The 12,636-nt window shown below is 71.6% G+C and carries 9 protein-coding genes; 2 read left to right on the forward strand and 7 right to left on the reverse strand.

The features are described 5' to 3' along the window. Positions 1-74: 74 nt before the first annotated feature. Complete coding sequence (locus tag V2J85_RS20265; protein ID WP_261955919.1) at positions 75-344, reverse strand: type II toxin-antitoxin system antitoxin; 270 nt, start codon at positions 342-344, stop codon at positions 75-77. Then, positions 341-1,318: an SPFH domain-containing protein gene (locus V2J85_RS20270; protein WP_261955918.1), complete on the reverse strand. Its 978-nt coding sequence runs from the start codon at positions 1,316-1,318 to the stop codon at positions 341-343. Before V2J85_RS20270 ends, V2J85_RS20265 begins: the two co-directional genes overlap by 4 nt. A gap of 309 nt (positions 1,319-1,627) precedes the next feature. Between V2J85_RS20270 and V2J85_RS20275 the strand changes: the two genes are divergently transcribed. After that, positions 1,628-3,922: a transglycosylase domain-containing protein gene (locus V2J85_RS20275; protein ID WP_261955917.1), complete on the forward strand. Its 2,295-nt coding sequence runs from the start codon at positions 1,628-1,630 to the stop codon at positions 3,920-3,922. A 90-nt stretch (positions 3,923-4,012) separates the two neighbouring features. On the opposite strand, the gene V2J85_RS20280 is transcribed toward V2J85_RS20275, so the two are convergent. The 5 genes from V2J85_RS20280 to V2J85_RS20300 form a co-directional block, all read right to left on the reverse strand. Beyond that, the gene (locus tag V2J85_RS20280; protein ID WP_261955916.1) at positions 4,013-6,490 is read right to left on the reverse strand and encodes a SpoIIE family protein phosphatase; all 2,478 of its coding nucleotides are present in this window, start codon (positions 6,488-6,490) and stop codon (positions 4,013-4,015) included. Between the two features lie 90 nt (positions 6,491-6,580). Beyond that, the gene (locus tag V2J85_RS20285) at positions 6,581-7,264 is read right to left on the reverse strand and encodes a class I SAM-dependent DNA methyltransferase (protein WP_261955915.1); all 684 of its coding nucleotides are present in this window, start codon (positions 7,262-7,264) and stop codon (positions 6,581-6,583) included. Between the two features lie 221 nt (positions 7,265-7,485). After that, a complete protein-coding gene (gene fomD, locus V2J85_RS20290; RefSeq protein WP_330822390.1) occupies positions 7,486-8,226 on the reverse strand; it encodes a cytidylyl-2-hydroxypropylphosphonate hydrolase in 741 nt (246 codons plus the stop codon). Between the two features lie 134 nt (positions 8,227-8,360). Next, positions 8,361-9,773, reverse strand: a complete 1,413-nt coding sequence (locus V2J85_RS20295) for a class II fumarate hydratase (RefSeq protein WP_261955913.1) — start codon at positions 9,771-9,773, stop codon at positions 8,361-8,363. Between the two features lie 112 nt (positions 9,774-9,885). Beyond that, a complete protein-coding gene (locus tag V2J85_RS20300) occupies positions 9,886-11,559 on the reverse strand; it encodes a fumarate hydratase (RefSeq protein ID WP_261955912.1) in 1,674 nt (557 codons plus the stop codon). A 262-nt stretch (positions 11,560-11,821) separates the two neighbouring features. Here V2J85_RS20300 and V2J85_RS20305 point away from each other — a divergent pair, with 262 nt between their 5' ends. Then, positions 11,822-12,607, forward strand: a complete 786-nt coding sequence (locus V2J85_RS20305; RefSeq protein WP_261957455.1) for a DUF1707 SHOCT-like domain-containing protein — start codon at positions 11,822-11,824, stop codon at positions 12,605-12,607. The last annotated feature ends 29 nt before the right edge of the window (positions 12,608-12,636 follow it).

Below are 12,636 nucleotides of genomic sequence, written 5' to 3' on the forward strand. Positions count from 1 at the left end.
CAGTGTATACGTGGGGTGTATACGTGGGGTGTATAGACGGAGGGGGCGGGGGCCGCCCGTCGCGGCGCGTGGCGTTACCGCTGGTCGTCCGGCTTCTTCGGCGGGCGGCCCCGGCGCGGGATCGCCCCCGCGCCCCGGGGCAGCCGCCCCGCCTCGGAGAGCGCCTTGCGGAGCAGGAACTCGATCTGCGCGTTGGCGCTGCGCAGTTCGTCGTCCGCCCAGCGGGCCAGCGCGTCATGGATCAACGGGTCCAGCCGCAGCAGCACCTGCTTGCGCTGCTGCGGCCGTCGCGCGGGGGGCCGTCCGCCTTCGGCGCCGGCCTCCCCCGGGTTCTTCGCACTCACTGGTACAGCGAGCCCGTGTTCAGTACCGGCTGGGCGGCCCGGTCGCCGCACAGCACCACCATCAGATTGCTGACCATGGCAGCCTTCCGTTCCTCGTCCAGTTCGACGATGCCCTGCTCGCTGATCCGCACCAGCGCCTGCTCCACCATGCCGACCGCGCCCTCGACGATCTGCTGGCGGGCCGCGACCACCGCGCCGGCCTGCTGGCGCTGGAGCATCGCCGAGGCGATCTCGGGAGCGTAGGCGAGGTGGCTGAAGCGGGACTCGATGATCCGCACGCCGGCCGCCTGGACCCGCGCGGTCAGCTCCAGGGCGAGCTTCTCGGTGATCTCCTCGGCGTTGCCGCGCAGCGACAGGGCGTCCTCGTCGTGCGCGTCATAGGGGTACTCGATCGCGATGTGCCGGACCGCCGCCTCGGTCTGGGTGGCGACGAACTCCAGGAAGTCGTCGACCTCGAACAGTGCCTGGGCGGTGTCCTCCACCTGCCAGACCACGACCGAGGCCAGCTCGATCGGGTTGCCGTAGGCGTCGTTGACCTTCAGGACCGCGGTCTCGTGGTTGCGCACCCGGGTGGAGATGCTGCGGGCCGTGGTCAGCGGGTTGACCCAGCGCAGGCCGTCGGTGCGGATGGTGCCGACGTACCGCCCGAAGAGCTGGATGACCCGGGCCTCGCCGGGCGCGACCATCTTCACGCCGGTCATGCAGAAGAGCGAGCCGAGCAGGATCGCGGCGCCGGCGAGGATCAGCGGTATGCCGGCCGCCTTGTTGCCGCCGTCGGCGAGGAAGCCGCCGACGGCGATCGCGCCGACGCCCAGAGCCACGCCGAGCACGGTCAGCAGCAGGGCGAGCCCACCCGCGATGCTGTGCGCCCTGACCTCGCGGATCTGCGGGCGGGGCAGCTCGGGGGCGGTTACGGCGAGGTCGTCGCCGGGGGTGGGGCCGGTGAGGTGGTCGGCCGTGGGCTGGTCGGACATGAAGATCCCCGTTTCTCCCGATGCGGCGCGTGATGTCCGCCGCATTCGATGATGTCGCTGGTCTAGCAAAGTGATAGCAGATTAATGGACGGAAGGTCGGGTCGTCCAGTCCCGGTACCGAGCCCGATTTACGGCAAGTGCGCAGGTGAGCGGCGGGCGACGCAGAAAACCCACCCCATGGTTCCCCCGGGCCGGGTGCTCTTTGTCACGTCAGGAAAAGCCTTGATCGATGAGTATTTGTTGACAGATGCGGTGTTAGCTTCAACAGCTGAGTTAGCTGGGGGCGGAACGACTGGAGTTGTCGAAGCGATGGGCCGAGCGGAAGCCAGACGGGCGCAGCAGGGGAGCGCCCGCCGGGCCAAAACGAAGCAGAAGAAGTCCGGCATACGCCGCCTCTTCACCTGGAAGAAGATCCTCGGAACCTTCCTCGGGGTGTGCCTGCTGGGCATCCTCGGCTTCATCGGGCTGTACCTGTACGTGGACATCCCCAATGACGGGAACAAGCAGGCCCAGCTCCAGAGCAACGTCTACAAGTACGCCGACGGCAAGGTCATGGCCCGGGTCGGCCAGGTCAACCGCGAGAACGTCTCGCTCGACCGGATCCCCTGGGCGGTGCAGCGCACCTTCGTCGCCGCCGAGAACAAGAACTTCTACCACGACTCCGGCGTCGACCTGATGGGCACCGCGCGCGGCATCCTCAACACCCTGATGGGCAAGGGGAAGCAGGGCGGCTCGACGATCACCCAGCAGTACGTCAAGAACTACTACCTGACGCAGGAGCAGACGGTCAGCCGCAAGCTCCAGGAGATCGTCATCTCGCTGAAGGTGGACAACAAGCTGGGCAAGGACAAGATCCTCGCCGGCTACCTCAACACCAGCTACTACGGCCGCGGCGCCTACGGCATCCAGGCCGCCGCCCGCGCCTACTACGGCGTGGACGTCGACAAGCTCACCGTCTCGCAGGGCGCCTACCTCGCCTCGCTGCTCCAGGCGCCGAACCAGTACGACTGGTCCCTCGCGACCAAGGACGGTCAGAAGCGGGTCAAGGAGCGCTGGGCGTACACGCTGAACAACATGGTCGAGATGCACTGGCTCTCGCCGCAGCAGCGCGCCAAGCAGAAGTTCCAGATACCGAAGGACCCCAAGCCGCTGCCCGGCGTCAGCGGGCAGACCAGCTACATCGTCGCGGAGGCCAAGCGGGAGCTGATGGCCCAGGGCGTCGACGGCAAGCAGTTCGACGCCGGCGGCTGGACGATCACCCTCGGCATCGAGAAGGACAAGCAGAAGGCGCTGGAGCGGGCGGTCAAGCACAAGCTGACCGACGAGCTGAACCCCAAGGCCCGCAAGGTCGACGGGGACGCCCAGCTGGGCGCCACCTCGGTCGACCCGAAGACCGGCCACGTCGTGGCGATGTACGGCGGTGCGGGCTATCCCAAGCACTACACCAACAACGCGACCCGCTCCGACTACCAGCCGGCCTCCACGTTCAAGCCGCTGATCCTCGCCTCGGCGATGGAGAACAACGCGGTCACCCAGGACGGCGTGCCGATCACCCCGAACACGATCTACGACGGCCGCAACCGCCGTCCGGTCGTCGGCGGCACCATCCCCTTCGCGCCGCCCAACGAGGACGAGCACAACTACGACAAGATCACCGTCCAGACGGCCACCAACAACTCCGTCAACTCGGTCTTCGCGCAGATGGGCGCGGACGTCGGCCTGGACAACGTGAAGAAGACCGCGGTCAGGCTCGGCATGGACGGCTCCAAGATGGACGTCAAGCCGGCCATGACCCTGGGCACCATGGGTGCCAGCCCGCTCCAGATGGCCGGCGCGTACGCCACGTTCGACAACCACGGCAAGAAGGTCACGCCCGCGGTGGTGACCAAGGCCGTGCACACCGTCAACGGCGTGGACAACGAGCTGTCGCTGAAGGACCCGATCGGCCCGGACGTCCTCAGCCGCCGGACCGCGGACACCCTGACCTCCGTCCTCACCGGCGTGGTCAACGACGGCACCGCCTCGGAGTCCGTCAAGAACACCGCCTACCAGGCGGCCGGCAAGACCGGTACCTCCGACGACAACAAGTCGGCGTGGTTCGTGGGCTACACGCCCAAGCTGGTCACCGCGGTCGGCATGTTCGGCGAGTCGCCCAAGGGCGGTGCCCAGGTGACCCTCAAGGGCACCGGTGGCGGCGGCCGGGTCAACGGCGGCGGCTACCCGGCCAAGGTGTGGGCGGACTACACCGAGAACGCGCTCGGCGGCAACACCGGCGGCGACTTCGACCTGGAGACGGACATGGGCGCCGCGGTCCCGCCGACCACCAGCCCGACGCCGACCGTCACCCCGTCGACGACCCCGTCGCCGACCGGCACCCCGAGCAGCACGCCCAGCGGCACCCCGTCGTCCCCGTCCGGCCGGCCGTCGCACACCCCGAGCGGCCGCCCGAGCAGCCCGACCACCCCGAGCGACACGGCCTCCCCGCCGGACGGCGGCGTGGACGGCGGTGACACCAGCGGCACCACCAGCGGTGCCGACGGCGGCACCGGCGGCAACGGCAACGGCGGCACCAAGGGCGCCAACAGCGTGCCCGGCTTCAACTGACGCCCGGCAGCCGCCGGAACGACAGCACGCGGCCCCCGCCGGATCCGGCGGGGGCCGCGGTGTTGCGTCACGGGCCGGAGCCCGCGCCTCTCAGCGGCGCGGTGTCCCCGGCGGCATGGTCAGCTCGAACCAGACCACCTTGCCCATGCTCAGCCGGGTCGCGCCCCAGCGCCGGGCCATCCGGTTGACGAGGTAGAGCCCCCGCCCGCCCTCGTCCGACGGCCGGGCCTGCCGCAGCCGCGGCAGCTGCGGCACGTCGTCCCCGACCTCGCAGCGCAGCACGTCCGTGCGCAGCAGCCGCAGCGTGATCGGCCGCTCCGCGTACCGCACCGCGTTCGTCACCACCTCACTGACCAGCAGCTCCAGCTGATCGGTGAGGTCGTCCAGACCCCAGCGCGCCAGCGCCCGGCGGGCCAGCCGGCGGGCCTGCCCGGCGGTCTGCGCCTTCGGATCCAGGTACCAGTACGCGACGTCGCTCGGCGCGATCCCGTCGAACCGGGCCGCCAGCAGCGCGATGTCGTCGTCCCGGTCGCCCGGCCCGAGCATGTCCAGCACCTCGTCGCACAGCGGCTCCAGCGGCGGCGGATGCGGGCCCGTCAGCCGGGCCGTCTCCGCCAGCCGCTCCCGCAGCTGCTCGATGCCGGTCCACACGTCCCGGATCCGCGACTCCACCAGACCGTCGGTGTACAGCACGAGCGTGGCCCCCGCCGGGGCGTCCAGCTCCACCGCCTCGAAGTCCACCCCGCCGACGCCGATCGGCGCGCCCGGCGGCACCCGCAGCACCTCCGCGCGCCCGCCGCGATGCAGCATCAGCGGCGGCGGATGGCCCGCGTTGGCGATCGTGATCCGGTGCGCGACCGGGTCGTACACCGCGTACAGGCACGTCGCCATCCGGTCCGAACCCAGCCGCTGGGCCTGCTCGTCGAGGTGGTGCAGCACCTCCTGCGGCGGCAGGTCGAGACCGGCCAGGGTCTGCGCGGTGGTGCGCAGTTGGCCCATGATCGCCGCCGAGGTCATCGAGTGCCCCATGACGTCACCGACCACCAGCGCCACCCGGCTGCCCGGCAGCGGGATCGCGTCGTACCAGTCACCGCCCACCCGGGCCGTCTCCGCGGCCGGCAGATAGCGGCTGGCCAGCCGCACCCCGGTCGGCTGCGGCAGCGAGTCCGGCAGCATCGTGCGCTGCAGCGCGTCGGCGATGTACGCCTCCCGGCCGTACAGCACCGCCTTGTCGACGCCCAGCGCGGTGTGCGTCGCCAACTGCGCCGCCACCAGCAGGTCGTCCGGCTCGAACGCCGGCCGGTCGGGCCTGCGCAGGAACACCGCCGCACCGATCACCCGCCGCCGGCCGCGCAGCGGCGCCAGGATCACCCGGTGGCCGCTGGGCAGCCGCGGATCGGGCCCCAGCAGCTCGGGCAGCGCGGTCCGGGCCGCCTGTGCCTCGCCGAACAGCGGCCGCACGCCCCGCAGCACCTCCGCCAGCGGACCGCCGGGCCGCACCTCGGCCAGCTCCGCGGCGCTGCCGCCCATCGCCGGGCCCAGATCGGGCTGCGCGGGCAGCACCGGCAGCCGCCCGCCGTTGGTGTCCGGCTCCTCCGGGATCCGGTCGGTGCGCCGCAGCCGCAGCACCACCGGCCCGGTGGGCCGCTCGTCGCCCACCGGCAGCGGATCGCGCAGATACACCAGGATCGCGTCGGCGAAGGTCGGCACCGTCGCCCGGCACAGCCCCAGCACGATCTCGTCGAGGTCGATGCCGCGGGCGATCCGCCGGGTCGCCGCACCGATGAACCGCAGCCGGTCACCGCCCGCCTGCCGGGCCGCCGCGACCTCACCGCTCTCGCCCGGATGCGCCGAGCGCGCCGGGCCGGCGGGCGGCAGCGGAGCGGGCGGCGGACCCGGCGGCGGCCCGGCCGGCGCCGGCACCTGCGCACCGGTCGCCTCCCCGGCCGGCGCCCGGCCCGGCACCGTCCCGCCGGCTTCCCCGCCGCGCGGCCGGGACCGTCCGGCGCCGCCGTCCCGCGGCCGCCCGATGCCCTCGCCGCCGGGCCGCGGACGCTCCCCGCGGTGCGGCTCCTCACCCGGATCCGGCGTGCCCGCGCGGCCCACCGCGCCCTGTGCCACCCGCCGCCGCGCCGGGGCCGCCTCGCGCTCCCCGTCCGGTGCGCCGCCCGGCCGCCCGCTCGCCGGCATGGCCACCTCCCCGTAAGAGTCGGCGCCCCAGGGGTCGCCGCCGTAAGTGTCCGCGCCGCCATAGGCGTTCGCGCCGCCGTACCTGCCCGCGCCACGGTACGCGCCCGCGCCGCCGAAGGTGTCCCCGTACGCCTCCCCGTACGGAATCGCCGCGTCGTCCCGGGCCGCGCCGTGGTCCGCGGGCGGCTCGCGGTCGGCCCGGCCGGCCGGCGGCCCCGCCGGGACGAAGCCGGCCGCGGCGGGCTGCTGCAGGGCGCCGCGCGGGTCCGGGACGGCGCCCAGCGGCGGCGTCCGGCCCGGCCCCCGCGCAGGGGACGCCGAGGGCGCGGCGGTCGGGGCCGACCGTCGCGATTCGTGGGAGGTGGGATGCTCCGTCACGCGTGGGATTCCATCCGTCCGGGGCTGCGCGTCCGACGCGCCGCGTTCCGGGCGCGCAGCCCGTACGGGACGCGCCCGACGCGCTGCGTTTCAGGCGCGTCGCAGGTGCAGAAAGAGCTGGATCTCGGGTGGTACGTCCGTGCTCGCCGGGGCGTAGGCGTAGGCGTCCTCCCCGACGACGTCGAAACCCGCGTCGTGCACGACCCGGCGCAGGTCGTCCCGCAGGTAACCCGATACCCGGATCGTGTTGCCCAGGAACGGGATCGGGAAGTCGTCCACGTCCGCCTCGACCATCGACAGGGCCAGCAGCCCACCGGGTCGTAGCAGATCATGCAGCAGGCCCAGTGCGTAAGGGATTTCCGCACGGGGCAGCATCAACAGCGAGAAATAAGCGGCGACACCGTCGAAGGAGCCGGGGCCGCCGAGCCGGCCGCCGCGCAGATCGGCGATGTCCAGCCGGTGGAACTCCGCGCCCGGGGCGTTGTCCCGGGCCAGCTTGACCATGGAGGGGGAGAGATCGATACCGACCACGCGGTGCCCGGCGTCGGAGAGCTGACGGGCGGTCGGCAGGCCCGTACCGCACCCGACGTCCAGGACGCGGGCGCCCGCGGGCAGGGCACCGGCCAGCCAGGCACCCGAGGACAGCTGGCCCTCCTTGTGCGGAAAGGCGTCGTTGTAGCGGTCGCCGATCGCGTCGAACGCCTCGGCCTGCCCGGCCCGGTCCAGCGCTAACCGGTTCAGGCCCTCGTATTCGTCGTAGCTCTTCGCGCTCACGACCTCGCCCCTCCTGCGACCGCGGTCAAGTTCGTTTTCCAGTTCTGGAGTTGCGCCTGTGCAGTCTTGCGGAGGACGATCCTACGTTTGAAGACCCAGGGCGCAGCAAGGGGGCTCGGACCGCCTCCTCGCCCGGCGGGGAACAGCCTTGCCCCAAGGCGCACCTTTCCACGGTCCGCCCCTTCACTCCCACTCCCTGTACCCCGTTTCACTTCACTCCCTCACGACCGCAAACGATCCGGTGCGCGGTCCCAGTCCTCCGGGAGCCGGGGGACGTCCCAGGCCGGGTCGGGCCGCCAGTCCTCCCAGCCGTCCGAGTACGGTCCGCGCCAGGCCGAGATCTGTGCGATCGCGGCCCGTCCGGCGGACCGGACCTCCGCGGCCCGCGCGTTGGTCATCAGCCCGTCCCGCTGCGCCTGTGCGAACTCGTCCTCGTCCCGCCACTCCCAGTGCCGGTCCGGATAGACGCAGATGTCGAGGAAATGGTCCTCGGAATCAATTCCCCCTGACCAACGACGGCGCGGCTGCTCCAGGTTGACGTACCAGTTCTTGAACTGCCAGCCCTGCTCCCAGAAGAGCCAGACCGACCAGGGGTCGCCGGGCCGCGCGAGCTTCAGCACGCCGGTGCCGAACCAGTGGTCGCGGGTGGTCCGGCGCGGTTTGGTGTAGCGGGTCGCGAGCGGCTCGTGGTGCACCGGTGTGCCGTCGGCCAGCACCGGCTTGATGCACGCGGTCCCCGGCGCCATCCACACCGCCAGCAGCTCCTCGGTGTCCTGGACGACGGTCATCGGCCGGCAGATGTGGAAGCGCCCCGGATCGGCGTTGTCGCGGTAGCGCCACAGGATGTGGTCGCCCGGCGCCCAGCGGCCCGCCGCGCCCCCCGCCGCCACCTGCCGCACTCCGGACGTCCCGCGCCCGCCGGCCGCCTCGCCTTCCGCCGTGTCCACCATGTCCGCTGTCATGGGCAGATTTTAGGGGTGCCGTGTGACGCCCGCCGTGACATGAGACGCAGCGGGCGTTACGGGAGCGGTAACGTACCTTCCTTGCGGTGTTACGGGCGGGTCATGGCCATGGCGGCACGGCTACGGGGACATGGTCACGGGTGGGTCATGCGCAGCACGTCCAGCGCCTCGTCCAGCTGCTCCTCGGTGAGCAGCCCGCGCTCCACGTACCCCTCGTCCAGGACCACCTGACGGATCGTCCTCCGCTCGGCGAGCGATTTCTTCGCCACCTTCGCCGCCTCTTCGTAACCGAGGTACTTGTTCAGCGGGGTGACCACGGACGGCGACGATTCGGCGTATTCGCGGGCCCGTTCCGCATTGGCCGTGATGCCGTCGACCGTACGGTCCGCCAGCAGCCGTGCCACATTCCCGAGCAGCCGGATCGATTCGAGGACGTTCCGCGCGATCACCGGGAGCATCACATTGAGCTCGAAATTGCCGGCCGCGCCGGCTGCGGCCACCGTCGCGTCATTCCCGGTGACCTGAGCGGCGACCATCAGCACCGCCTCCGGAATCACCGGATTGACCTTCCCCGGCATGATCGACGAACCGGGCTGGAGGTCCGGCAGATTGATCTCGGCGAGCCCGGTGCGCGGCCCCGACGCCATCCACCGCAGGTCATTGGCGATCTTCGTCAGCCCGACGGCGATCGTCCGCAGCTGCCCGCTGGTCTCGACGATGCCGTCCCGCGCGCCCTGCGCCTCGAAATGATTGCGCGCCTCGGTCAGCGGCAGCCCGGTCGCCCGGGCCACTTCCGCGATCACCGCGGCGGAGAATCCCGGCGGCGTATTGATGCCCGTCCCGACGGCCGTACCGCCGAGCGGCAGCTCCGCCAGCCGCGGCACCGCACTCCGCAGCCGCTCCACGCCGTACCGCACCTGGGCGGCATATCCGCCGAATTCCTGTCCCAGCGTCACCGGCGTGGCATCCATCAAATGCGTCCGCCCCGACTTCACGACGTCCGCGAATTCCTCCGCCTTCCGCTCGAACGCCGCCGCCAGATGCTCCAGCGCCGGAATCAGATCGTTCAGCACCGCCGAAGTGGCCGCGATGTGAATCGACGACGGAAAGACGTCGTTCGACGACTGGCTCGCGTTGACGTGGTCGTTCGGATGGACGTCCCGCCCCAGCCGCTCGCTCGCGAGGGTGGCGATGACCTCGTTGGCGTTCATGTTCGACGACGTCCCGGAGCCGGTCTGGAACACGTCGACCGGGAAGTGCGCGTCCCACTCGCCGCCGGCGACCGCCGCGGCCGCCTCCCGCACGGCCTGGGCGATCTCCTTGTCCAGCACCCCCAGCTCGGCGTTCACCGTGGCGGCCGCACCCTTGATCCGCGCCAGCGCCTCGATGTGCGCCCGCTCCAGCCGCTGCCCGGAGACGGGGAAGTTCTCCACCGCCCGCTGCGTCTGCGCCCGCCACTTGGCCCCCGCGGGCACCCGGACCTCCCCCATGGAGTCGTGCTCCACCCGGAAGCCGTCGCCGTCACCCACTGCACTCGTGTCACTCATACCTATGACAGTGCCCGGGGAAGGGGATCTGTTCCCGCCCGACGCGACCGTCCCGCCGGCGGTTCGCTCGGCGGGACGGTGGGGTGCTGCGGGCCGGGTGGGGCCGGACGGGTCAGGCGCCCTGGCGGACCGGGATGCTGGTGAACGTCGGGGCCGGGGAGGGGTCCTGGAAGAAGTCGTTGCCCTTGTCGTCGACGACGATGAAGGCGGGGAAGTCCTCGACCTCGATCTTCCAGACGGCCTCCATGCCGAGCTCCTCGTATTCGAGGACCTCGACCTTCTTGATGCAGTCCTGGGCCAGGCGGGCGGCCGGGCCGCCGATGGAGCCGAGGTAGAAGCCGCCGTGGGCGGCGCAGGCGTCGGTGACCTGCTGGGAGCGGTTGCCCTTGGCGAGCATGACCTTCGAGCCGCCGGCGGCCTGGAACTGCTCGACGTAGGCGTCCATCCGGCCCGCGGTCGTCGGGCCGAACGAGCCGGAGGCGTAGCCCTCGGGGGTCTTGGCCGGGCCCGCGTAGTAGACCGGGTGGTCCTTGAGGTACTGCGGCATCTCCTCGCCGGCGTCCAGGCGCTCCTTGATCTTGGCGTGCGCGATGTCGCGGGCGACGACCAGCGTGCCGGTCAGGGACAGCCGGGTCTTGACCGGGTGCTTGGTCAGCTCGGCGAGGACCTCGTCCATGGGGCGGTTGAGGTCGACGGCGACCGCGTCGAGGTCGGGGCCGGCGCCCTCGGTCAGTTCCTCGTCCGTGGTCTCCGGCAGGAAGCGGGCCGGGTCGGTCTCCAGCTGCTCCAGGAAGACGCCCTCGGCGGTGATCTTGGCGACGGCCTGGCGGTCGGCGGAGCAGGAGACGGCGATGGCGACCGGGCAGGAGGCGCCGTGCCGGGGGAGGCGGACCACGCGGACGTCGTGGCAGAAGTACTTGCCGCCGAACTGCGCGCCGATGCCGATCTTCTGCGTCAGCTCGAAGACCTTCTCCTCCAGCTCCTTGTCGCGGAAGCCGTGGCCGGTGGCGGAGCCCTCGGCGGGCAGCTCGTCCAGGTAGTGCGCGGAGGCGTACTTGGCGGTCTTGAGCGCGTACTCGGCCGAGGTGCCGCCGACGACGATCGCGAGGTGGTACGGCGGGCAGGCGGCCGTACCGAGCGAGCGGATCTTCTGCTCCAGGAACTTCATCATGGAGGCCTCGTTGAGGACCGCCTTGGTCTCCTGGTAGAGGAACGACTTGTTGGCGCTGCCGCCGCCCTTGGCCATGAAGAGGAACTTGTAGGCGTCGCCGTCGGTCGCGTACAGCTCGATCTGCGCCGGGAGGTTGGAGCCGGTGTTCTTCTCCTCCCACATGGTCAGCGGGGCCATCTGCGAGTACCGCAGGTTCAGCTGGGTGTACGCGTCGAAGATGCCGCGGGAGAGCGCTTCGGCGTCGCCGCCCTCGGTGAGCACGTTCTGGCCGCGCTTGCCCATCACGATCGCGGTGCCGGTGTCCTGGCACATGGGCAGCACGCCGGCGGCCGCGATGTTGGCGTTCTTCAGCAGGTCGAGGGCGACGAACTTGTCGTTGGCCGAGGCCTCGGGGTCGTCGATGATCTTGCGGAGCTGCCCGAGGTGCTCGGGGCGCAGGTAGTGCTGGATGTCATGGATCGCCGCTTCGGCCAGCTTGCGCAGCGCCTCCGGCTCGACCTTGAGGAACGTCCGGCCGTCGGCCTCGAAGGTGCTGACACCTTCCTTCGTGACGAGGCGGTACGGGGTCTTGTCCTCGCCGGTGGGGAGCAGGTCGGTGTAGGCGAATTCCGGCATGGTGGCGGTTCATCCTTACTCGGAGGGGTCTGGCTGGCTTCTACGGCAGCGCCCCAACAGCGTAGAACCCCGGCGCGCGGACGCGGCTGTGAGGTGAGGCTCAGTCGGCGGCAGGCTCCGGTTCGGGGCCGGTACCGGCTCCGGTTCGGGCGGATGTGCGGTCCGGTCCTGCGATACCTAGTCGCGATCTATCGCGTTTCGGTACGCTGGGGCGGTGGATGCAGACAACGGGGGACGAGTGGGCCCCGAGACCCCGCAAACGGTGGACCTGACCAAGGCCGAGACCAGGCCCGCGGGCGCGCCCGTGGCCGAGGCGGACATCCGGGCGTCCGACGCGGACCGCGACCGGATCGCCGGGATCCTCCGGGAGGCGCTGGCCGAGGGCCGCCTCGATCCCGAGGAGCACGCCGAGCGGATCGACACGGTCTACCGCGCCAAGACCCTGGGCGAGCTGGAGCCGGTCGTCCGCGACCTGCCGGCGGCCGGCGGCCGTCCGCGGCCGGGACCGGACGCGTCGGCGACCGCGTACGGCGGAGCGCCGCAGCCGGACCAGAACCTCGTCGCGATCTTCAGCGCGGCCACCCGCAAGGGGCGCTGGCACGTCCCGGCGCGGATCAACGCCGTGGCGATCTTCGGTTCCGTCGAGATCGACCTGACCGAGGCGGTCTTCCCGCAGCAGCAGGTCCAGATCACTGTCACCTCCCTCTTCGGGAGCGTGGAGATCCGGGTGCCGGAGAACGTCACGCTGCGCAGCAGCGGCTCCGGGATCCTGGGCGCCTTCGAGATCGACACCCACGAGGCGGAGGACGGCGACGCCCCGCAGATCCAGGTCAACGGCTACGCGATCCTGGGCAGCGTGGAGGCCCGGCCCAAGCGCGGGGCGCTGATCGGCGACCTGCGCGACCGGCTGCGTGAGAGCCACCGCGAACTGCGCCACCAGCTCCGCGAGGAGCACCGCGAGCGGCACCGTGAGTGGCACGAACGGCATCGCCTGGAGCGGCAGGAGCGCCGGGACCGCTTCCGCAGGAGGCACGACGGCGGCCGCTGACGTACGTACGTCCCGGGGGCGCGGTGCGA

The sequence above is a fragment of the Streptomyces bugieae genome (assembly GCF_036352915.1).
Classification (GTDB): Bacteria; Actinomycetota; Actinomycetes; order Streptomycetales; family Streptomycetaceae; genus Streptomyces; species Streptomyces endophytica.

What these genes read in the sequence shown, in the direction of transcription:
- V2J85_RS20270 (WP_261955918.1), bottom strand. Translation starts at nt 1,318, where the DNA reads ATGTCCGACCAGCCCACGGCCGACCACCTCACCGGCCCCACCCCCGGC.
- V2J85_RS20275 (WP_261955917.1), top strand. Translation starts at nt 1,628, where the DNA reads ATGGGCCGAGCGGAAGCCAGACGGGCGCAGCAGGGGAGCGCCCGCCGG.
- fomD (WP_330822390.1), bottom strand. Translation starts at nt 8,226, where the DNA reads ATGACAGCGGACATGGTGGACACGGCGGAAGGCGAGGCGGCCGGCGGG.
- V2J85_RS20295 (WP_261955913.1), bottom strand. Translation starts at nt 9,773, where the DNA reads ATGAGTGACACGAGTGCAGTGGGTGACGGCGACGGCTTCCGGGTGGAG.
- V2J85_RS20300 (WP_261955912.1), bottom strand. Translation starts at nt 11,559, where the DNA reads ATGCCGGAATTCGCCTACACCGACCTGCTCCCCACCGGCGAGGACAAG.